Source organism: Flavobacterium sp., from assembly GCF_039595935.1.
GTDB lineage: Bacteria > Bacteroidota > Bacteroidia > Flavobacteriales > Flavobacteriaceae > Flavobacterium.
On record NZ_JBCNKR010000006.1, the window covers coordinates 2,599,182 to 2,621,994 of the forward strand.

At 32.4% G+C, this 22,813-nt stretch carries 21 protein-coding genes and 1 pseudogene; 17 read left to right on the top strand and 5 right to left on the bottom strand.

The features are described 5' to 3' along the window. Positions 1–217: 217 nt before the first annotated feature. Together ligA and ABDW27_RS20985 are read left to right on the top strand one after the other, a co-directional pair. The gene (ligA, locus tag ABDW27_RS20980; protein WP_343698147.1) at positions 218–2,236 is read left to right on the top strand and encodes an NAD-dependent DNA ligase LigA; all 2,019 of its coding nucleotides are present in this window, start codon (positions 218–220) and stop codon (positions 2,234–2,236) included. After that, a complete protein-coding gene (locus ABDW27_RS20985; RefSeq protein WP_343697683.1) occupies positions 2,226–2,921 on the top strand; it encodes a hypothetical protein in 696 nt (231 codons plus the stop codon). The genes ligA and ABDW27_RS20985 overlap by 11 nt, the downstream gene beginning before the upstream one ends. Here the strand turns inward: ABDW27_RS20985 and ABDW27_RS20990 are convergent. Then, entirely contained in the window at positions 2,907–3,818 is a 912-nt protein-coding gene (locus ABDW27_RS20990) for a metallophosphatase (RefSeq protein WP_343697684.1), read from the bottom strand. The genes ABDW27_RS20985 and ABDW27_RS20990 overlap by 15 nt on opposite strands. Before the next feature lie 56 nt (positions 3,819–3,874). Further along, complete coding sequence (locus ABDW27_RS20995; protein WP_343697685.1) at positions 3,875–4,654, bottom strand: 5'-nucleotidase; 780 nt, start codon at positions 4,652–4,654, stop codon at positions 3,875–3,877. Positions 4,655–4,754: 100 nt separating this feature from the next. Here ABDW27_RS20995 and ABDW27_RS21000 point away from each other — a divergent pair, with 100 nt between their 5' ends. From ABDW27_RS21000 to ABDW27_RS21070, 15 genes and pseudogenes are all read left to right on the top strand, one after another. Continuing rightward, positions 4,755–5,213 (top strand): hypothetical protein, encoded by a 459-nt coding sequence (locus tag ABDW27_RS21000; RefSeq protein WP_343697686.1) that lies wholly within the window; start codon positions 4,755–4,757, stop codon positions 5,211–5,213. A gap of 16 nt (positions 5,214–5,229) precedes the next feature. Then, on the top strand, positions 5,230–6,111 hold the full coding sequence (gene dapA, locus ABDW27_RS21005) for a 4-hydroxy-tetrahydrodipicolinate synthase (RefSeq protein WP_343697687.1): 882 nt from the start codon (positions 5,230–5,232) through the stop codon (positions 6,109–6,111). 138 nt (positions 6,112–6,249) lie between these two features. Continuing rightward, complete coding sequence (bamD, locus tag ABDW27_RS21010; RefSeq protein ID WP_343697688.1) at positions 6,250–7,044, top strand: outer membrane protein assembly factor BamD; 795 nt, start codon at positions 6,250–6,252, stop codon at positions 7,042–7,044. 10 nt (positions 7,045–7,054) lie between these two features. Continuing rightward, on the top strand, positions 7,055–7,372 hold the full coding sequence (locus ABDW27_RS21015) for a DNA-directed RNA polymerase subunit omega (RefSeq protein WP_008463064.1): 318 nt from the start codon (positions 7,055–7,057) through the stop codon (positions 7,370–7,372). A gap of 9 nt (positions 7,373–7,381) precedes the next feature. Next, a complete protein-coding gene (coaBC, locus tag ABDW27_RS21020; RefSeq protein WP_343697689.1) occupies positions 7,382–8,596 on the top strand; it encodes a bifunctional phosphopantothenoylcysteine decarboxylase/phosphopantothenate--cysteine ligase CoaBC in 1,215 nt (404 codons plus the stop codon). A 68-nt stretch (positions 8,597–8,664) separates the two neighbouring features. Beyond that, positions 8,665–9,549: a DUF4835 family protein gene (locus ABDW27_RS21025; RefSeq protein WP_343697690.1), complete on the top strand. Its 885-nt coding sequence runs from the start codon at positions 8,665–8,667 to the stop codon at positions 9,547–9,549. 56 nt (positions 9,550–9,605) lie between these two features. After that, on the top strand, positions 9,606–11,258 hold the full coding sequence (gene recN / locus ABDW27_RS21030) for a DNA repair protein RecN (RefSeq protein ID WP_343697691.1): 1,653 nt from the start codon (positions 9,606–9,608) through the stop codon (positions 11,256–11,258). A 100-nt stretch (positions 11,259–11,358) separates the two neighbouring features. Further along, complete coding sequence (gene fabV, locus ABDW27_RS21035; protein ID WP_343697692.1) at positions 11,359–12,549, top strand: enoyl-ACP reductase FabV; 1,191 nt, start codon at positions 11,359–11,361, stop codon at positions 12,547–12,549. 120 nt (positions 12,550–12,669) lie between these two features. Next, the gene (locus tag ABDW27_RS21040) at positions 12,670–13,668 is read left to right on the top strand and encodes a glycosyltransferase (protein WP_343697693.1); all 999 of its coding nucleotides are present in this window, start codon (positions 12,670–12,672) and stop codon (positions 13,666–13,668) included. A gap of 1 nt (position 13,669) precedes the next feature. Continuing rightward, complete coding sequence (gene coaE, locus ABDW27_RS21045) at positions 13,670–14,266, top strand: dephospho-CoA kinase (protein ID WP_343697694.1); 597 nt, start codon at positions 13,670–13,672, stop codon at positions 14,264–14,266. 59 nt (positions 14,267–14,325) lie between these two features. Next, positions 14,326–15,912, top strand: a complete 1,587-nt coding sequence (locus tag ABDW27_RS21050; protein ID WP_343697695.1) for a HAMP domain-containing sensor histidine kinase — start codon at positions 14,326–14,328, stop codon at positions 15,910–15,912. Between the two features lie 3 nt (positions 15,913–15,915). Then, the gene (locus tag ABDW27_RS21055) at positions 15,916–16,632 is read left to right on the top strand and encodes a response regulator transcription factor (protein WP_056205935.1); all 717 of its coding nucleotides are present in this window, start codon (positions 15,916–15,918) and stop codon (positions 16,630–16,632) included. A 534-nt stretch (positions 16,633–17,166) separates the two neighbouring features. Then, positions 17,167–18,557 (top strand): annotated as a pseudogene (locus ABDW27_RS21060) (RtcB family protein). A 13-nt stretch (positions 18,558–18,570) separates the two neighbouring features. Beyond that, on the top strand, positions 18,571–19,260 hold the full coding sequence (gene prfH, locus ABDW27_RS21065) for a peptide chain release factor H (RefSeq protein ID WP_343697696.1): 690 nt from the start codon (positions 18,571–18,573) through the stop codon (positions 19,258–19,260). Next, positions 19,247–19,780, top strand: coding sequence for a hypothetical protein (locus ABDW27_RS21070; RefSeq protein ID WP_343697697.1), 534 nt, complete (start codon positions 19,247–19,249; stop codon positions 19,778–19,780). The genes prfH and ABDW27_RS21070 overlap by 14 nt, the downstream gene beginning before the upstream one ends. A gap of 273 nt (positions 19,781–20,053) precedes the next feature. On the opposite strand, the gene ABDW27_RS21075 is transcribed toward ABDW27_RS21070, so the two are convergent. The 3 genes from ABDW27_RS21075 to ABDW27_RS21085 all read right to left on the bottom strand — a co-directional run bounded on the left by ABDW27_RS21075 (position 20,054) and on the right by ABDW27_RS21085 (position 22,793). After that, on the bottom strand, positions 20,054–20,800 hold the full coding sequence (locus ABDW27_RS21075) for an acyl-ACP thioesterase domain-containing protein (RefSeq protein ID WP_343697698.1): 747 nt from the start codon (positions 20,798–20,800) through the stop codon (positions 20,054–20,056). Positions 20,801–20,880: 80 nt separating this feature from the next. Further along, a complete protein-coding gene (gene miaA, locus ABDW27_RS21080; protein ID WP_343697699.1) occupies positions 20,881–21,801 on the bottom strand; it encodes a tRNA (adenosine(37)-N6)-dimethylallyltransferase MiaA in 921 nt (306 codons plus the stop codon). Positions 21,802–21,953: 152 nt separating this feature from the next. Continuing rightward, entirely contained in the window at positions 21,954–22,793 is an 840-nt protein-coding gene (locus tag ABDW27_RS21085) for an ion transporter (protein WP_343697700.1), read from the bottom strand. Positions 22,794–22,813: the final 20 nt, after the last annotated feature.

A 22,813-nucleotide genomic window follows, 5' to 3' on the forward strand; every position in this document is an offset into this window, starting at 1 on the left:
AGATTTTAAAATATAGAACGCAAAACCATTTGGAAGTTGGTTTTTTTTAAATTCTTTTTTAAGAATAATGGACAAGGAGAAAATCAGGCCGCAAGCTTTTGCTGCCTGATTTTTGATTTTATAAAACTTTTGTGTTTAATGTTATTTGAACAAAAATAATCCTAATTTTGATATTCAGTTTATTTTAAAATCAAAATCAGAATTATTTTACCGCTTTATGAGTATTCAGGAAACCATTCAAAACTTAAGAGAAGAACTTAATCAGCACAACTACAACTACTATGTGCTGGATAATGCCACAATATCTGATTACGATTTTGACATCAAACTAAAAGAACTTCAGGATTTAGAAAATAAGCATCCGGAGTTTTTTGATGAAGATTCGCCAACGCAGCGAGTAGGCGGGACTGTTGTAAATAAATTTCAAACTTTTCCACATGAGAATAGAATGTATTCTCTTGAAAACTCTTATTCTAAAGAGGATTTATTGGAATGGGAAAAAAGAAATAAAAAGTTTTTAGGTATTGATTCACAATTATCATATGTATGTGAATTGAAATATGATGGAGCATCAATAAGTATAACTTATATTGATGGAAAATTACATAGGGCATTAACTCGTGGAGATGGATTTCAGGGAGATGATGTAACTAATAATATTAAAACAATAAGAACTGTTCCAAAAAAATTAAAAGGAGTTGACTACCCTTATAAATTTGATATTCGTGGCGAGATTATCTTACCTTTCACTGGTTTCGAAAAAATGAATAAAGATTTGATTGAAATTGGTGAAACACCTTATTCTAATCCAAGAAATACAGCTTCCGGAAGCTTAAAATTGAAAGACAGTGCAGAAGTTGCCAAAAGACCGTTGGAATGTCTATTATACTTTTTGACAGGAGCAACAAGCGAACAAATGTGCTGGAATACACAAAAAGAGGCTCTAGAATGTGCTTCTAGATGGGGATTTAAAGTTCCTAAAGAGTTTGAGTTTGCTTCAAATATGGAAGGAGTATTTAAATTTATTGAAAAATGGGATCAAGAGAGATATAATTTACCTTATGAGACAGATGGTGTTGTAATTAAAGTTAATGATTGTTATTATCAAAATGAATTAGGTTATACAGCAAAATCACCGCGCTGGGCAATCGCATACAAATTCAAATCAGAGCAGGTTTCAACCAAATTAAAATCAATATCCTATCAGGTTGGGCGTACAGGAGCCATTACTCCGGTTGCCAATTTAGAACCGGTACAATTGGCAGGAACTATTGTAAAAAGAGCTTCATTGCATAATGCAGATCAAATAGAAAAACTGGATATCAGAATAAATGATACCGTTTTTGTTGAAAAAGGAGGAGAAATCATTCCTAAAATTATTGCTGTAGATTTAGACAAACGTCCGGAAAATTCAGAAGTGACACATTATATTACTCATTGTCCGGAATGCCAGACCGAATTGGTAAGAAATGCCGGAGAAGCCAATCATTACTGCCCGAATTTCTATGGCTGCCCGCCGCAGATTATAGGAAGAATTCAACATTACATTTCAAGAAAAGCGATGGATATCGAAGGACTTGGCGGAGAAACTGTTGCTTTACTTTTCAAGAACAATTTAGTTCATAACTACGCCGATTTGTATGAATTAAAAGTTGAAGACATTCTGCATTTAGAAAGAATGGCTCAAAAATCAGCAGAAAATTTAGTTAACGGAGTTCAAAAATCAAAAGAAATACCATTTGAAAGTGTTCTGTTTGCGCTCGGAATCCGTTTTGTGGGCGAAACCGTAGCCAAAAAATTAGCCAAACATTATAAAAATATAGATGCCTTAAGTCAGGCTTCTTTAACGGATTTAGTTTTAGTAGATGAAATTGGAGAAAGAATTGCGAAGAGTGTAATTGAGTTTTTTGAAAACGAAGATAACAAAGTAATTATTGAGCGATTAAAAAATTACGGCATTCAGTTTGAAATTGTCGAAAGAGTAAATCCAAATGCTACTGATAAATTTGCCGGAAAAACCTTTGTGGTTTCAGGTGTTTTTAGTCAATTTTCAAGAGACGAATTAAAAAAAGCAATCGAAGATAACGGAGGAAAAGTAGTAAGTTCTATTTCTGCAAAAACAGATTTTGTTGTTGCAGGAGATAATATGGGACCGGCTAAATTAGAAAAAGCAAGTAAATTGAATATACCTATAATATCTGAAGATGATTTTATAACTAAACTAAATGAAGGCTAATAAACCATCGTTAATTTTATTCTTTCTGGCGTTACTGTTTACAATTATCTTTGATTGGACAGAACAGGATTTCCTTGCGATTTATGCAAAGGCCATTGTTCTTCCTGCCATTTTTATTTATTTTTTAATCAGCAGCGAATTCAAAATTAAAAAAACAGAAAGTTTGATATTTCTATTTTGTTTTATTGGTCAGGTCTTTGATTTGATGGATGTTGAGGTTTCGGAGATTGGTGCTGTTATAAGTTTTCTTATAGTATATGCTTTAATAATGAAGCTTTTCTTATTAGAACATGAAAAAATCAAGCTGCAAAAAAAAGATATATTACCAATTTCTATAGTAGTAATTTTTATTGTCTATCTGCTCATTTCAGTACTCAGTATGAAATTCGACAACAATAAAGACTTTAGTTATATCTATATAATTTACGGAATAATTTTAAGCTTTATAAGTTATTTCTCCTTTGTAAGCTATATAACAAAAGGAACGTTTATAACGCTCCTAATGTCATTAATGGCTGTGAGTTATATATTTTCAGATATATTCTACATCTTCAATGAGTACTTTTCATATTCAGTAGTGCTGGTTTTAATTCGGGATATAACCCAAATTTTAGCTTACTATTTTATGGTAGAATATTTCCTCGAAAAAACAAAATTGCAGAAAAAAGCTTTATACAATAATTGATCTTCCTTCATTAGTATGATTTTTGTTTTTATCAAAATAAAAATCAATACGACCTAAATTAATTCCGTAGCATCCCACCTGATTAACCAATACTTTTTCGCCAGCCTTATTTTTTACAATAGTAGGTTTGTCAAGAAAAGTATGTGTATGGCCTCCAATAATCAAATCGATATCCTGCGTTTGTTCAGCAAACTTTAAGTCACTAATTTTATTTTCCTCATCTCTGTATTTATAACCAAGATGAGAAAGGCAAATAACTAAATCGCATTTTTCTTCTTTTTTCAATATTCTGGTCATGTCCTGAGCAATTTCTACAGGATTATTATAAACAGTTTCCAGGTAATTATTTTTGTCAACCAAACCGTCAAGTTCAATTCCTACACCAAAAACACCAACCTTAATGCCTTCTTTATTGAAAATTTTATACGGTTTTACCAATCCGTTCATAACCGTATTCTTAAAATCATAATTAGAATTAATAAATTCAAAAGTTGCGTGCGGCATTTGTGCGCGTAAACCGTCAAGTCCATTGTCGAAATCATGGTTTCCAATAGTAGAAGCATCATATTTCATCATACTCATCAGCTTAAACTCCAATTCACCACCATAGTAATTAAAATAAGGAGTTCCCTGAAAAATATCACCGGCATCTAATAAAAGCACATTTGGATTTTCTTTTCTAATAGTTTCAATAAGTGCCGCACGACGAGATACACCACCTTTATTTGGATTGCGCGGATCATCAGCCGGAAACGGATCAATATGGCTGTGAACATCGTTTGTATGAAGAATCGTTAAATGTTTAATATCGTTTGTTTCAAAACTGCTTAGTGATAAACCTAAACTTAATAAAGCGGTACTAGCAGCTGTTTTTTCGATAAATTCTCTTCTTTTCATGATATATCTTTTTTGCGAAATCGCAGGTATTTTTTAGTTTGTCTTTGTGGTGTTTTTTATTCTTCGGTAATTCTAATATCTTTCGCTACCGGAATTGTATCTACTTCTTTAAAATAATCAATCAAAACATTTCTTAGTTTATAGTTCAGATCATATTTTTCGACACTTTTACCAAAGAAGTTCATGTTATCACCTCTATTTGCCAGATAATCATTTGTAGCAACATAATAGATTTTATTCAAATCAAGAGGTTTTCCCTGAACCATAATGTTTTTTGCTTTATTATCTTTTCCAATTGTAAAAGTCATTCCGGATAAAGGCTGCGCTTTTTTCTCCTTAATTATATATGCAGTAATTTCTTCAACTTGTTCACCTTTTAAGCCTAATACAACTAAGTTATTTTCAAAAGGCATAATTTCGAAAGCACTTCTTGTGGTAACATTTCCTTTTGGAAGCGTAGCACGAATACCACCATGATTTAATAAACATAAATCAATTGTTTTATTTTCACGTTTTTTAAAAACAAGATTTCCTCTTTCAACACAAGCATCGGCCAGCAGACATCCAATAGTAGTTTGCCATTTACCCACACTTTTATCCATAGTCTCCGGACAATATGCTAAAACACTGTCTAAATCCTTATTAATATGGTCGCGATATGGTTTAATAAATTTTTCAATTTCAGGAGTTTCAGCGTTTTTTTCCGTTACCGGAATCTGTTTTCCTTCTACCTTAGTTACGTTATAATTCTTGGGACTGCAAGAAAATATCGAAATTGATGTTAAGAATATAACAAAAAGTTTTAAAAATCGGTTATACTTTTTTAGTTTTACCATTTTAAATGCGGCTTAAATAATTAATTTTGTAATTCGTAAAAGTACTATGTTTTTAGATTATATAAAGGAGTTTTTTGTAAAAAAATCATTAAAAAATAACTTGAATACCATCAAAAACGAAGTTTTTACAAGCAATATACAAACCATTGGTTTGCTGGTTGATGAGAGTAAATTTCGCAATTCTAATGAGTTAATACAAGAATTGGTTTTGAATGGAATTGCTCCTGAGAACATAAAAATTGCTGCGTACAGACGTAAGTTTAAGAAGAAAAAAACATATTCAAGACCTACTTTCGGTAAAAAACATATCGATTGGAGAGGCCGTATAAAAGAAAATTTTTTAGAAGAATTTATCAATACAGAATTTGATCTTTTGATAAGTTATTATGATGTCGAAAGCCCGGTTTTGATGATGTTGACATCTAAATCAAAGGCGAAATTTAAAATAGGATTTTCGGCAGTCGATCAAAAATTAAACCGCTGGATGATAAGTACAGCAATGAGTGAATATAAACTTTTCATAACTGAATTGTTTAGGTATTTAAAAAGTATAAAATAAAATTATAAATCAAAATATGCAATCATTAATAGGAACTGGTGTTGCACTTGTAACTCCATTTAAAAAAGACTTTTCAGTAGATATCGAAGCGTTGCAGCGTATCGTAAACTTTTCTATCGACGGAGGAGTGGAATATCTTGTTGTTATGGGAACTACTGCAGAAAATGCAACCCTGACAAACGAAGAAAAAGAGCTGGTTATTAACACCGTAATTGATGTTAATAAAGGAAGATTGCCTTTAGTTCTCGGAGTTGGAGGAAACAATACGATGCAGGTTGTAGAAGAATTAAAAACAAGAGATTTTTCTCCATTTGAAGCCATACTTTCAGTTTCACCATATTATAATAAACCTACGCAAGAAGGAATTTATCAGCATTTTAAAGCTATTGCAGAGGCATCTCCTGTACCTGTAATTTTGTATAATGTTCCGGCAAGAACATCAAGTAATATGCTTCCTTCAACAGTTATCCGTTTAGCAAATGATTTTGAAAACATTGTAGCTATAAAAGAGGCAGCTGGTGATATGGCACAAGCTCTTAAATTAATCAAAAACGCACCAAAAGATTTTCTTATCATTTCAGGCGATGATATGATTGCTTTACCAATCGTTTTAGCTGGCGGAGCAGGGGTAATTTCAGTAATTGGACAAGGTTACCCAAAAGAATTTTCAGAAATGATTCGTTTAGGGCTTAATAAAAAAGCAGCCGAAGCATTTAAAACACAATACTTTTTATCAGATTGTATCGATATGATATTCGAGCAGGGAAATCCTGCAGGAATTAAGCAAGTATTTCAGGCTATGAATATTGCAGAAAATACAGTCCGACTTCCGTTAGTTTCAGTTGATGAGTCATTAGCAGCAAGATTAAATGAGTTTGTAAAAAACAGCATTAAATAATTGTTAAAGTGTTAGCATTTTAATATCCGAAAAAATTATTTTGCAGTCGCTAAATTAATGACTAAATTTGCCTCCGAAACTTCGGTGTGGTTTTTACTTTGGCATAATGTCTAAGAAAATCATAATAAAAGTAAAAAAATGAAAAAAATAGTATCTCTATTAATTGTTGCTGCGCTTTTTTGTTCTTGTAGCGAATATCAAAAAGCATTAAAAAATGAAGATGTTGCGGCAAAATTTGAAGTAGCGACAAAAATGTATGATGCTGGTAAGTACAATAAGGCGATTCGTCTTTTTGAACAATTAGCACCTACTTATAGAGGTAAACCTCAGGCTGAAAAACTTTTTTATATGTTTTCTCAGTCTTATTACAAAACAAAACAATATTATTTAGCAGGATATCAGTTTGAAAGTTTTGTTTCCGGATACCCACGAAGTGAAAAAGTACAGGAAGCAGCCTATTTAGGAGCTTACAGTTATTCAAAATTGTCACCGGTTTACAGCTTAGATCAGGCAGATACTGTAAAAGCTTTAGAGAAGCTTCAGGCATTTATAGATAATTATCCAAATTCAGAGTATGTTCCTCAGGCAAATGCTACAGTACAGGTTTTGAATGGGAAATTAGAAAAGAAAGCATACGAAAATGCTAAAGGGTATAACGAAATTTCAGATTATAAATCTGCATTAGTTGCTTTTGATAATTTTATTGCAGATTTTCCGGGAACATCCTTAAAAGAAGATGCTTTATTCTATAAATATGATTCTGCATATAAATTGGCAATAAACAGTATTCCTTCAAAAATGGAAGAACGTTTAAATGTGGCAAAAACATCTTACGAAAACTTAATTAAGTTTAAAAGCGATACAAAATATAAAAAAGAGGCAGACGAAATGTATGCCAGAGTTGAAACAGATTTACAAAAATATACTAAATAAAAAAGAAGTCATGGATTTAAAAAAGACGAATGCTCCTGTTAACACAATAACTTACAACAAAACAGTTATTGAAGAGCCAACAGGAAATGTGTATGAAGCAATTACCATTATGGCTAAAAGAGCAAACCAGATTAATTCTGAAATTAAAAAAGAATTAACTGAGAAATTGGAAGAGTTTGCTACTTACAATGACAGTCTTGAAGAAGTTTTTGAAAATAAAGAACAAATTGAAGTTTCTAAATTTTACGAAAAATTACCAAAACCACACGCATTAGCTGTTCAGGAATGGTTAGATGGTAAAACATACCACAGAAGCTCAAACAAATAATAGAGTGCAATGTCAGTTTTAAACGGTAAAAAGATTTTACTGGGAGTTTCCGGTGGAATCGCAGCGTATAAAACAGCCTCATTAGTACGACTTTTTATCAAAGCAGGTGCACATGTCCAAGTGATAATGACACCTGCTTCTAAGGATTTTGTAACTCCATTAACGTTATCTACGTTATCAAAAAATCCTGTATATTCCAGTTTCTTTAATGATGATAATGAGGATGCTGTATGGAACAATCATGTTGAATTAGGTCTTTGGGCCGATTTAATGCTGATAGCTCCGGCAACAGCAAACACGATGTCTAAAATGGCATCAGGAAACTGCGATAATCTGTTAATAGCTACGTATTTATCTGCTAAATGTCCAGTTTATTTTGCTCCGGCAATGGATCTGGATATGTACAAACATCCTTCAACAATTTCTAGTTTTAATGCATTAAAACAGTTTGGAAATGTTATGATTCCGGCTGAAAGCGGCGAACTTGCAAGCGGTTTATCCGGTGAAGGCCGTATGGCTGAACCTGAAAATATTGTTGCCTTTCTTGAAGCTGATTTAGAAAGCAAACTGCCATTAAAAGGGAAAAAAATACTAATTACTGCAGGTCCAACATACGAAGCGATAGATCCTGTACGTTTTATAGGAAATCATTCTTCCGGTAAAATGGGATTTGATATTGCAAATGAAGCGGCAAAGCTTGGTGCTGAAGTTGTTTTAGTTTCGGGACCAACGTTTATAAAAGCTAAAAATTCGTCAATTGAAGTTATAAATGTAATGTCTGCACAGGATATGTACGACGCATGTCATAAACATTACAGCAATATGGATGTGGCAATTGCGGCGGCGGCAGTAGCAGATTACAGACCTAAAGAAGTGGCTTTGCAAAAGATTAAGAAAAATGCCAGTGAATTTTCGATTGAATTAGAGAAAACAAAAGATATTCTTTTGTCTCTTGGAGAAGCAAAAAAAGACCAGTTTTTAGTTGGTTTTGCTCTTGAAACAGAAAATGAAATTGAAAACGCTAAACTGAAAATCCAGAAAAAAAACTTAGATTTGATTGTTTTAAATTCTTTGCAGGATGAAGGTGCCGGTTTTAAAAAAGAAACCAATAAAGTAACTTTTATTGATAAAAATTTTAATATCGAACCTATGGAATTGAAATCGAAAGAATTTGTAGCAGTCGATATTTTAAACAAAGTGATTTCGCATTTTTCAAAATCATAAATTTTAAAATATATTCTAAAAAGTAAGAATAGTTATGCTATTTTTGCTGGTAATAAAATTTTAATGGTATGAACAAAATAGTTACACTTTTAGCATTCTTTATTTTTGGCTTTTCGCAGGCACAGCAGTTAAATTGTACAGTAACTATTAATACTGAAAGGCTTCCTACGCCTAATCAACAGATTTTTAAAACGCTTCAAACAGCTTTATCTGAGTTTGTAAACAAAACAGACTGGACAGGATCTGCCTTAAAGCAAAATGAAAGAATTAACTGTTCAATGTATATTACGCTGTCATCATATAGTTCTGATCAGTTTACAGGAACAATTCAGGTTCAGTCATCAAGATTGATTTACAATTCGACTTATTCTTCGCCGGTTCTAAATTTTAATGATAAAGATTTCAATTTCAGATACACAGAATATGAACCGCTTTTGTTTAATCCATCAGTATTTGAATCAAATTTGGTGTCTGTAGTATCATTTTACAGTTATGTAATTTTAGGAATGGATGCTGATACCTTTCAAAGTGGAGCAGGAAATCAATATCTTGAAACAGCTCAAAATATTGCAAGTGTAGCCCAGCAGGGAGGTTTTAAAGGCTGGAGTCAGGCTGATGGACTTCAAAATCGTTATTATTTAATAAATGATATGCTTTCTCCAATGTATACAGATTTGCGTCAGACTACTTTTTTATATCATACAGGTTTAGATACAATGAGCAATGATTTAAAAACAGCAAAAGAAAAAGTCAAATCTTCTTTAATGTTAATTGCAAAAGTAAATTCGGTTAGGCCAAATGCTTTTTTAACCAGAGTATTTTTTGATGCAAAATCAGATGAGATCGTATCCATTTTTTCCGGTGGTCCAAGTATTCCAGTTACGGATTTAACCGATGTATTAAATAAAGTTTCACCATTAAACTCAACAAAATGGTCACAAATTAAGTTTTAATAACTTAATTTTTTTTATTTTCTTCGTAGCACTTTTATTTTATAATATTCCCCTTTATGATAACTTCACTGTCAATTAAAAACTACGCCCTGATTGAAAAACTCTCGATCGATTTTTCAAAAGGATTTTCGATAATTACAGGTGAAACGGGTGCTGGTAAATCGATTATTTTAGGTGCAATTGGGCTCGTTTTAGGAAAAAGAGCTGATCTTACATCTTTAAAAAACAAAGAAGAAAAATGTGTGATCGAAGCACAGTTTGAAATTTCAAAATACAATCTAAAAGAGTTTTTTGAAGCAAACGATCTTGATTACGAAGACGAAACGATAATACGCCGCGAAATTTTACCATCAGGCAAATCGCGTGCTTTTATAAACGATAGTCCTGTTAATTTACAGGAGCTGCAGGATTTGAGTCTCTTTTTAATAGATATTCATTCACAGCAGCAAACTCAGGAATTGTCTGATGAAAGCGTTCAGTTTAAAATAATCGACGCTATAGCTGATAATGCAGAAACAATTTCGACTTATCAGAACTTATTAAAAGTTTATAAATCAGATAAATCAAAATTAAATGCTTTACTGAAAAAACAAAGCGATTCAGGAAAAGAGCAGGAATACAATACATTTTTGTTGAATGAATTGGTTGCTGCAAAATTGAAATCCGGAGAGCAGGCAGAATTAGAATCTGATTTTGAGAAACTTAATAATGTTGAAATTATCAAAGAATCAATCGATAAGTCTCTTGTAATAGCAAACGAAGAACAGTTTGGAGTATTTCATAATCTTAATGAAATTAAAACTGCTTTACAGAAAATTGCGCCATTTTCGACAGAATATCAAAATCTGTTTGAAAGAATCACGAGTATATCAATTGAATTTGATGATATTTCAAAAGAACTTCAAAACGCTTCGGAGAAGTTGTTAAATGATCCGGAACAATTAGAATTGGTAAGCCAAAAACTGCAATTAATTTTTAATCTGCAGAAAAAACATCACGTTAATACGGTAGAAGAATTACTTCAAATTCAGGCCGATTTAGGAAATACACTTCTGGAGTTAGATAATATCGAAGAAGAAATCGAAACATTGTCTAAATCAATCGAACAAAAAGCAAATGAATTAGATGCTTTTGCAGAAACCATTCATCAAAATAGAATAAATGCAATTCCGGTTTTATCAAATCAATTAATATCGATTTTAGAAACATTAGGAATGCCAAACGTTCGTTTTAATATGGAACTTTTACCATCTGAAACCTATTTCCAAAACGGAAAAGATGAATTACAATTCTTATTTTCTGCCAATAAAGGAACTGATTTCGGATTATTGAAAAAAGTAGCTTCGGGCGGAGAAATGTCACGTATTATGCTGGCAGTAAAAGCAATTTTGGCACAATATTCAAAATTACCAACCTTAATTTTTGACGAAATTGATACAGGGGTTTCAGGAGAAATTGCCATTAGAATGGGAGAGATCATGAAAGAAATGAGTACTAAAATGCAGATTTTTGCCATTACCCATTTACCGCAGATTGCTGCAAAAGGCGATTCGCATTTTAAAGTTTCTAAAGCTACAATTGATGATGATACGCTTTCAGAATTAAGACTACTGTCTCAGGACGAAAGAGTTATAGAAATTGCTCAAATGTTGTCTGGAGCAGTCGTTTCAGATTCGGCTTTAAATCACGCCAAAGCCTTGTTGAACTAAAGAAATACTTTATATTTGTCATCGAAAAATAATTAAACAAAACCTGCATAAGTAGTCATTTATCTTGATAATGATTAATTTATGAGTAAATAAAAAGAGTATGATTATAGAACCTAGAATGAGAGGATTTATTTGTTTGACTGCCCACCCAAAGGGAGCTGAGCAAAATGTTAAAAATCAAATTGAATATATCAAATCAAAAGGTGCAATTGCCGGAGCAAAAAAAGTATTAGTTATTGGTGCTTCAACAGGTTTCGGATTAGCTTCAAGAATTACAAGCGCTTTTGGATCTGATGCGGCTACAATTGGAGTATTTTTCGAAAAACCACCCGTTGAAGGAAAAACAGCTTCTCCAGGCTGGTACAATTCTGCAGCTTTTGAAACTGAAGCTCATAAAGCAGGTCTATATGCAAAAAGTATCAATGGAGATGCTTTTTCGAACGAAATAAAAAGAGAAACTTTAGATTTAATCAAAGCTGATTTAGGTCAGGTTGATTTAGTTATATATAGTTTAGCTTCGCCAGTGCGTACAAACCCTAACACAGGAGTTACACACCGTTCTGTTTTAAAACCAATTGGACAAACATTTACAAATAAAACAGTAGATTTCCACACTGGAAACGTATCTGAAGTTTCAATCGCTCCTGCAAACGAGGAAGATATTGAAAACACAGTTGCTGTAATGGGTGGAGAAGATTGGGCAATGTGGATTGAGGCTTTGAAAAATGAAAATTTATTAGCAGAAGGTGCTGTTACAGTAGCTTATTCTTATATCGGACCTGGATTAACAGAAGCAGTTTACCGTAAAGGTACAATTGGTCGTGCTAAAGATCATTTAGAAGCTACTGCATTTACAATTTCTGATAACTTAAAATCTATCGGAGGAAAAGCGTATGTTTCTGTAAATAAGGCATTAGTAACGCAGGCAAGTTCTGCAATTCCGGTTATTCCGTTGTATATTTCTCTTTTATATAAAATAATGAAAGAAGAAGGAATTCACGAAGGATGTATCGAGCAGATTCAGCGTTTATTCCAGGAAAGATTGTATACTGGTTCAGATGTTCCTGTTGATGAAAAAGGAAGAATCAGAATCGACGATTGGGAAATGCGTGATGATGTTCAGGCAAAAGTGGCTGAACTTTGGAAAGAAGCAACAACTGAAACATTGCCAGCTATTGGAGATTTAGCAGGTTACAGAAATGATTTCCTAAATTTATTTGGATTTGAATTTGATGGAGTTGACTACAAAGCAGAAGCTAATGAGGTAGTTAACATTGATAGTATCAAATAAAAACATATATCTTACAACGAAAACCATCAACCAAAAGTTGGTGGTTTTTTTATGAATATAACCTATCTTTGCTGAAATTTTTAAAGCTCAGAATATTCCACTTAAAACCGCATTCCCGCTATGATTTTTTCTTTAATTATACCAGTGTATAATCGTCCAGATGAAGTTGATGAACTTTTAGAAAGTCTTACAAAATCTGATTACAAAGAACCTTTTGAAATTGTTCTTGTTGAAGACGGATCTTCAATTCCCTGCAAAGATGTAGTGATGACGTATCAGGGAAAATTAAATATATCTTATTATTTTAAACCAAATTCGGGTCCTGGAGATTCAAGAAATTTTGGAATGCAGAAGGCGAGAGGTGATTATTTTATCATTTTCGATTCAGACTGTATAATTCCTCCAAACTATCTTACTGAGGTTCGCAAGGCGTTAGACGAAAAATATGTGGATTGTTTTGGCGGTCCTGACAAAGCATTAAAAAGCTTTTCGAGCATTCAAAAAGCAATCAATTTTGCAATGACGTCTTTTTTAACAACCGGCGGGATTAGAGGCGGTTCTGAAAAGATTAATAAGTTTCAGCCAAGAAGCTTTAACATGGGGATTTCAAAAAAAGCATTTGAAGCTTCAAAAGGTTTTGGCAACATTCATCCGGGTGAAGATCCTGATTTATCTATCCGTTTATGGAATTTAGGTTTTGAAACCAGACTCTTTTCTGAGGCTTTTGTGTATCATAAACGTAGAATCGACTGGGAAAAATTCTCAATTCAGGTGAAAAAATTTGGTATAGCAAGACCTATATTAAATAGCTGGTATCCAGAACATAATAAGCTGACTTTCTTTTTTCCTACTGTTTTTATTCTCGGTTTATTGATAGCTTTTTTACTATTAATTTTTAATATTGATATTTTATTACAATTATATTTCGTATATTTCGTTATTATTTTTCTTACAGCAAGTATTCAAAATAGAAGTATCAAAATAGGTTATTTATCAGTAATTGCTGTTTGGAAACAATTTTATGGTTACGGAACGGGCTTTTTAGAATCTTTTGTAAAAGTGATTCTGTTGAAGAAAAAACCTCAGGAAGCTTTTCCACGTATGTTTTTTAAAATATAGTATGACAAAAATTATTGGCTTAACCGGCGGAATAGGAAGCGGTAAAACAACAATCGCTGACTTTTTTAGAGAAGTTGGAATTCCTGTTTATATTGCTGATGACGAAGCTAAAAAAATAATGCAGTCAAAAGAAATTACAGATCAGATAAAAGTTTCTTTTGGAGATTCGCTCTTTGAAAATAATGTTTTGAATCGGGCAAAATTAGCAGAAATAGTATTTAATAATGCAGACGAACTGGCAAAGTTAAATGCCATAGTTCATCCGGCTGTAAAAAAAGATTTTCAGTCCTGGCTTACACAAAATGCAAAACAGGATTTTGTAGTATATGAAGCCGCTATTTTGTTTGAAAGCGGAAAATACAAAGAGTTTGATTATATAGTAACCGTTACCGCTCCGGAAGAAATTAGAATTGAAAGAGTGATGAAGCGCGATAATACTTCACGTGAGCAAGTTTTGAGCAGAATGAAAATGCAATGGAATGATGAAAAACGAATTTCTTTAAGCAATTTTGTTATTAATAACAGTAATCTTAAAATTGCCAGAGAAGAAGTGGCTGAAATTCTTAAAATTTTGAAAATAAAACAAAAACAGTCTTAAATGTTAATATTTGGTTAATGTATTATTTAGTATATTGTTAAAATATTAATTTTGTTTCGATGAATAAATTATTTTTTAGAATACTTGTTTTATTGATGAGTTTATCCTTGATCGGGATAATTCTGGTACAGGTATTTTGGTTCAATTCTTCATTTAAAAATAATGAAGAACAGTTTAAATACCACGTTACTCAAGTTATCGGAAATGTTGCTGACAAATTAGAACAGCAGGAAGAATACAGCTTTTACGATAAATACAACCGCATTAAAGACAGTACGGGTAAAATTCCTAAAAAAGAAGATTTACTTGAAGTATTGTTTGTACAAAGAAATACAAAAACAAATAAAACTATTGTTTATTCAAATACACTGACTTCTGAAGATTATGATATAAACGGATCTGTTTTTAATAAAAAATTCAGCAGTGAAAGATTTAAAAATTTCAGTTCTAAAAGAGTAACAGAAGTTTATGATAATAACAATGGTATTGATAATAATAGTTTAGGACAAAGTATAATACCTGATCTTAAGATTGAAAAATCTGGAAGTTTAGATATTTTAAATAAAGTTCAACAGCAGATTCAGTATAAAGACATTGCATCTTTAACACCAATTGAAGGCAGAGTTACAAGAGACAAAATTTTTAAGCTTTTAAAAAAGGAGTTAGAGGAGTACGGTGTTAAAACAAAATTTGAATACGGAATTTACAGTAGCGGCGTTCCAACCAAAATTAAATCGGATGGATTTCACTACGATAAAGAAGCAACATATAATATTCCGATTTTTACTGATAATGAAGGGAATAGCAGGTATCAGCTGTCGGTAACTTTTCCAAATAAAAAGAAATTTTTATTATCAGAATTATTAAGTATTACCATTTTATCAATAGTATTTACGTTAATTATTATAGTTGCTTATACAAGTGCATTAAATCAATTACTGCGTCAAAAACATATTTCTGAAATCAAAACGGATTTTATTAATAACATGACGCATGAGTTTAAAACTCCAATTGCAACAATAAATTTAGCACTTGATGCTATAAGGAACCCGAGAATTATTGAAGATAAAGAAAAAGTGTATCGCTATCTTCAAATGATTAGGGATGAAAATAAAAGAATGCACGCTCAGGTTGAAAACGTACTGCGTATTTCTAAATTAGAAAAACGAGAGCTTGATATTACAAAAGAACCTACCGTAGTTACAGATGTAATTGATGATGCAATCGAACACGTAAACCTAATTTTAGAAGATCGAAAAGGTACTGTAGTAAAACATTATAATGCAGCAAGAACAACGTCTTTGATAAATGAAGTTCATTTTACAAACGTTCTGGTTAATATTTTAGAAAACGCTATAAAATATTCTCCTGACACTCCTGAAATTGAAATTTTTACAGAAAATGTAAAAGACATGATTTTGATAAAAGTAAAAGATCATGGGTTGGGAATGAGTAAGATAGCTCAAAAACGAGTGTTTGAAAAATTTTATAGAGAACATACCGGAGACCTTCATAACGTAAAAGGTCATGGTTTAGGTCTTGCGTATGTAAAAAGAATTGTAGAGGACCATAATGGTCAAGTATATGTTGAAAGTGAAAAAGGAAAGGGTAGCACCTTTATAATAAAAATACCATTAATAAATTAAAATATGGAAAATAATAACAAAAGAATACTTTTAGTAGAAGATGACCTAAATTTTGGGGCGGTTCTTAAAGATTATCTAATGTTAAATGACTTTGAAGTTACTTTAGCTAAAAACGGTATGGAAGGTTTCGAAAAATTCAAGAAAGATGTATATGATTTATGTATTCTTGACGTAATGATGCCTTATAAAGATGGTTACACCTTAGCAAAAGAAATTAGAGAAAAGAATAGTGAAGTGCCAATTATATTCCTAACAGCAAAATCTATGAAAGAGGATGTTTTAAAAGGATATAAAGCAGGAGCTGATGATTATTTGAATAAGCCTTTTGATTCTGAGGTTTTATTGATGAAAATTAAAGCGATCATTCAAAGAAAATCTGCAGATACAAAAGCTGAACAAGTACAATTTGAATTTAATATTGGTAAATTCCACTTAAATTCTAAACTTAGATTCCTGACTTTCCAGGATGAAGAGCCAATTAAATTGTCTCCAAAAGAAAACGAATTGCTTAAAATGCTTATTCTTCATGAAAATGATTTAATGCCAAGAGAATTAGCTTTAACTAAAATCTGGAGAGACGACAACTACTTTACTTCAAGAAGTATGGACGTTTACATCGCTAAATTGAGAAAATATCTAAAATCTGATGAAGACGTTGAAATTTTAAATATTCACGGAGAAGGATTCAGATTAGTTGTTAAAAGCAAAGTTTCTGAATAATATTTAGAATTCACCTAAAATAATATATAAAGCTCTGAGAAATCAGAGCTTTTTTTGTGCATTTATTTTAATATTTTACATAAGATTTATTGTGTTGATTATTAATTGTTTGTGTTCTTATTTGTTTTGAAAAATGTTAGCTTAAAATATTTTGCGAGAATTTTTTGTTAAAATAAATTTGGAAAATCAAAAAACAATTTTGAATATTTGCACACGAAAAAAATAATAACCCTTTAAAAACGAAGAAAAAATGTTTGTATTTACATTGACATCTCAGAGCTTTACACCAAACGGATTTGGTGCAGCACTTCTTCGTGGCTTATTTCAATCTTAGAAATATAATTTTTAGATATATAAAAAAGCCCGAAGACATTTAGATTCGGGCTTTTTTTATTCTAGACACTTCAAAATTTTCCCGAAAAAAGATTTAGTATTTATCCAAAAGGATAGAAAATTCAGCACGTTTATTTCATTTTGATTTCTTTTGAGATTTCAATTTGATTTATTCTGCACAATAACATAATTAAACAATTTATGGGAAATAAATTAACTGGAAAAGACCTTATTAAATTAGGTTTTCCAAAGAACAATTCAATAAACATTGCCTTAGGGCAGATAAACAGATATAGAAAAAGAGAAAAAAAGAATCTATTCTAACAGAAGCAAAAGACGTTCTATTGCATCCTGAAAAATACGAAGGAAACGGAACGTGGGGAAAAGTGGCTGAGGGTTTAATCAAGCCAGTTCAGGTAAGAATGCATAAGCTCAAAAATACAAGAGCACCGTTTAGAATTTTTGGTGAAAATGAAATTGATGAACAGGCAAAATTTCAGCTGTATGATTCGTTGAAACTGCCAGTTTCAGTTGCAGGTGCTTTAATGCCAGATGCACATTCAGGTTACGGATTACCAATTGGAGGTGTTTTAGCAACAGACAATGCCGTAATTCCGTATGGTGTTGGAGTTGATATTGGATGCCGAATGAGTCTTTCAATTTTTGATTTACCGGCTTCACATTTTAAAGGAAAAGAACATCAATTAGAAGCAATTTTAAAAGACAATACCAAGTTTGGAATGTATGAAACGCATACATCGAGAGTAGATCACGAAGTATTTTATAAAAGTGAATTTCAGGATATTCCATTGCTAAAAAATCTTTTACCAAAAGCTTATAAACAATTAGGAACTTCTGGCGGAGGAAATCATTTTGTAGAATTTGGAATTGCTAAAATTGATAATCCAGAGAACGAATGGAAGCTTGAAAAAGGGGAATATTTTGCTGTTCTTTCACATAGTGGTTCTCGTGGCTTAGGTGCAAACATTGCAAAACATTATACGTATTTGGCAACAAAGCAATGTCCTTTGCCAAAGAATGTACAGCATTTGGCCTGGCTCGATTTGAATACGCACGATGGTCAGGAATATTGGCTGGCAATGAATTTAGCCGGTGAATATGCAAAGGCATGTCACGATGATATTCATAGAAGAATTGCCAAAGCGATCGGAAAAAGAGTAGTGGTAACGATTGAAAACCACCACAATTTTGCCTGGAAAGAAATCGTAAACGGTCAGGAATGTATTGTGCATAGGAAAGGAGCAACTCCTGCAGGTGAAGGACAATTGGGCATTATTCCGGGTTCGATGACAGCTCCGGGATTTATTGTGAAAGGTAAAGGAAATCCTGAGAGTTTAAATTCAGCTTCACATGGTGCGGGACGTTTGTTTTCGAGAGCGAAATGTAAAAGTAGTTTTACTCAAAGTGATATTAAAAAGGTTTTGAAAGCCAACGATGTAACTTTAATTGGAGGTAATATCGACGAGGCTCCAATGGCTTACAAAGACATAACGAAAGTAATGGCAAATCAAACCGATTTGGTTGAAGTTTTAGGAACTTTTACGCCTAAGATCGTTAGAATGGATCGTTAAAAGAGATTCAAAAATGGAAAAGATAATTCAAATAACGGCGGGTCGCGGACCTGCAGAATGCACTTGGGTTGTTGCCCAAGTGCTTAAAAAAGTTTTGGAAGAAGCACAGGAACAAAATTTAGATGTGGTTTTGCTTCAAAGAGAAACCGGAGAAGAAAACGGAACTATAGAAACTGCATCTATTTCTGTAAAAGGTAAAAGTGCAGATAGTTTTGTAAAATCCTGGATTGGAACGATTCAATGGATTGGTCAGAGTCAGTTTAGGAAAATGCACAAACGTAAAAACTGGTTCATTGGCATTTTTGAAATCGAACAGCAGAAAAATGCATTTGTTTCAGAAAATGATATTCAGTATCAGGCCATGAGAAGTTCTGGAGCGGGAGGCCAGCATGTGAACAAAGTAAGTTCGGCAATTAGGGCAACACATATTCCTACTGGAATTACAGTTGTTGCTATGGACAGCCGTTCGCAGCATCAAAACAAAAAACTGGCAACAGAAAGATTATTAAAAAAACTAGAAGACGAGAAATTAATTCAGCTTAAAAATCATGTTGGAAAACAATGGGAAAATCAACTCAATGTAGAGCGTGGAAATCCCGTGAGAGTTTTTACAGGAAGTGATTTTAAAAAGAATAAAGTAGAGAAAAGCTACAAAGGAACTCGTCAGAAATTAAAAAACGATTTACGCAATGAAAACAACTGATAAATATCTTTTTCAAGCCTTGGATAATTATCCGTTTTGGTTGGAGGGAACAATTGAATCTTTAGATTATGCTTTTTCTTATGACGATAAAAATACAATGGTTTTGTGTTTGTACGGAAGAATTCAGGCAGAACAATTGATGAATTATGAAGAAGCAAAATCTTATTTTCAGCAAGCTTTAGCGATTAACATTCATGCTCTTGAAGTATATCCGTATTATCTGAAAACGTTGATTTTAAATGAAGATTACGAAGAAGCACAAAAATTAAGTGATTTTGCTTTAACAGTAAAAGGAATCAACAAATCAGAGATTTATTTGAAGAAAGCAGTTCTTTTAGAAGCACAGAATGAATTTAAAAAAGCATTAAAAGAAATTAAAAATGCGAAACTTCATTCTCTTCAATTTAATTATGAATCTGATATTGCAGATATTGAAAAAAGAATTGAGAATAAAATAGGTTTGCTGAAAAAGAAGAAAGAGAAGAAATCTAAAAAAGATTCTAAAAAGAAATCGAAATGATTTTGATAAAAAAAACGATGCGGAATTTTTCGGCATCGTTTTTTATTTTATTTAAATTGATGTCCCTACGGGACATTTTTTTTCGTGTGAGATCTTTTTTCTACCAATATTTAACTCCTAGCGGAGTTTTTTAAGAGTTAGATATTAAGCGTGAATTTAACGGAGTTTTAATATCTAATCCATAAAAGGCAAATTAATATCTCGTAGAGATTAAATATCGGTAGAAATATATTTAGGAATATAGAAAATGTCCCATAGGGACTATATGATTAATTATTTCCAATGTAATTCGAGCGCAAAACAGGTTTTATCACCTTTTGTAATGCTGAAAGTTGTAGCAGAGTTATCCTCGTTTTCACTTTCGTGAATAACAACCTGATCTTTTAAAGAAAGTTCTTTTAAAAAGTTCATTTCGAAGCTTTTTACTTCTTGTTTTAAAATTCTTTTAGCATCAACATGATCTAGGCACCATTCGAGATATTTTACATTATTGGCATGATTTACAATATCTAAGTCTGATAAATAAACGGTTTTTTCGAACACTGATTCTTTTTCAAGATTGATATTGATTTTCGAAAATCCTTCAACAGTGGCTCTATTATCTGGAAATAATTCAAAATGTTCGTATGGCAGCGCTAAAGCTTCGGGACGGCGTGCTTTGGTGTTAAAAACTGCCCAGTACGTTTCGCTTCCAACGATTTTTTTTCCGTTTACATACATTTCTAATGCACGAACAGAACGCGAATTTTCTAAACTGTTTATCCACGTTTTTACAGTTATAACATCCTGCCATTTTGGTAATGCTGTGATTTCAACGCGCATTCGGCTTAAAACCCAGGCCTGATCAAATTCCTGCATATCAGTAAAGCTGATTCCGCCAACTTCAGAATGGGCTGCGGCAGTTAATTGTAAAAGGTTGCACAAATCAGTATATTTTAAGTAGCCGTTTGGCGTACACTGTGTGAAATTGATTTCCCAGTCTTTGCTTAAAACTGATGTAAAATTGGGAGATATAGGCATTTTTAATTTTAGATTTTAGAGTGTTGATTTTAGATTTTTTCCTTTGGAAAATAGAGCAAAGATGAAAGAGAAAAGACTTTTTACTTTAGAAGATTTTCTATGTAATTTATAATTTCTTTTCTATCTGATGCGTAATCAAACCATTTTGTATTTTCATTTCGTTTGAACCACGTTAATTGTCTTTTGGAGAATCTACGTGTATTTTTTTTGATTTCTTCTATGGCAAAAGGCAGCGTGAATTCTCCGTCAAAATAACTAAATAATTCTCTATAACCGACGGTTTGGAGCGCATTTAACGCTTTGTTAGGATAAAGTGTTTCGGCTTCTTTTAATAATCCTTCGTTCATCATGATGTCAACGCGCTGGTTTATTCTACTGTAAATGATTTCTCTGTCGGCATCTAAACCGATTAAAATAGGAGTGAAGTTTCTATTGTTTTTCTTTTGATTTAGAAATGAAGAATAGGGTTGTTGAGATCCGATACAAACTTCTACAAAACGCATCATTCGCTGCGGGTTTTGCAAGGTCTGTGGATTTTCGGCTGTTATTTTTTGATAATAATCCGGATCTAAATTTTTTAACTGTTCCTGAAGATATTCGATTCCTAATTTTTCATAGTTTGAATTTACTTCAGCGCGGACTTTTGGATCTATTTCAGGAAATTCGTCAAATCCTTTTAAAATTGCGTCAACGTATAATCCTGAACCGCCAATAAGAATCACAAGATCATTGGTTTGAAATAATTCTTCGATTTTGGCTAAGGCTTCTTTTTCGTAATCGCCAACGGTATAATTTTCAAAAATAGATTTATTTTGAATGAAATGGTGTTTAGCTGAATTTAATTCTTCCTTACTTGGAACTGCGGTTCCGATTGTCATTTCTTTAAAAAACTGACGACTGTCGCAAGAAACGATTTCGCATTTAAAATGTTGTGCCAAAGCAATACTCAAGGCTGTTTTGCCTATAGCTGTTGGTCCGAGAATGGTAATTAGGTATTTCATAGTTTTTAGCCCAGATGGAAATGGAAACCCCGGACTTATATTTGTTGCATTTTTTTGGTGTAAAAGAGCGACCAGCGGAAGCTCCTTTTATGCCTTAAAAAATTACAAATATAAGGAGGAGTTGGAATGTACAGCTGGATTAGCTTCTAAAATTAATTATTTGGCAGTTCGGTTCCGCATTCGTAACAATATTTTGCATTATCGAAATGGACTTGCGACTGACATTTTTTACATGTTTTTTTACCGCTTACAGAATTGTTTCTTAAACTGCTTTTAGCAAACTCAGCAGTTACAATTCCGGTTGGAACGGCGATGATTCCGTAACCTAAAATCATAACAAATGCAGCAATAAATTGTCCAAGCGGTGTTTGTGGCGAAATATCCCCGTAACCAACTGTCGTTAAGGTTACAATAGTCCAATAAATTGCCATTGGAATACTTGTAAAACCTGATTCGCGGCCTTCAACCAGATACATGATTGTTCCGATGATTACGGTGCTGATTAAAACAAAATAAATGAAAACGAGAATTTTTTCTTTACTGGCTTCAATAGCTTCTTTTAATTGCAGGGATTGATGGTTGATTTGCGGAATGTGCAAAATTTTAAATAATCTAAGGAAACGCAGCGCCCTAACGATTGATAAAATACTTGCACCCGGAAAAAATATCGACAAATACATGGGCAATACAGCTAGTAAATCGATGATTCCGTAAAAACTAAAAATGTATTTAACTGGTTTTTGAATGGATATTATTCTTAAAATATATTCTATTGTAAAAAATATGGTAATTATCCATTCACAAATCCATAACTGATAATGGTATTTTGAACTGATTCCCTGTACTGTGTCGAGCATTATTAGCAAAACACTCAATAAAATTAAACCTAAAAGAACCAAATCGAACATTCGTCCTAAAATGGTGTTGGTACCATAAAGAATGATTTTGACTTTTTCTCTAAAGATTTCGTATTGTGATTTTCTCTTTTTCATATCTTAAAGATAATGAAAGT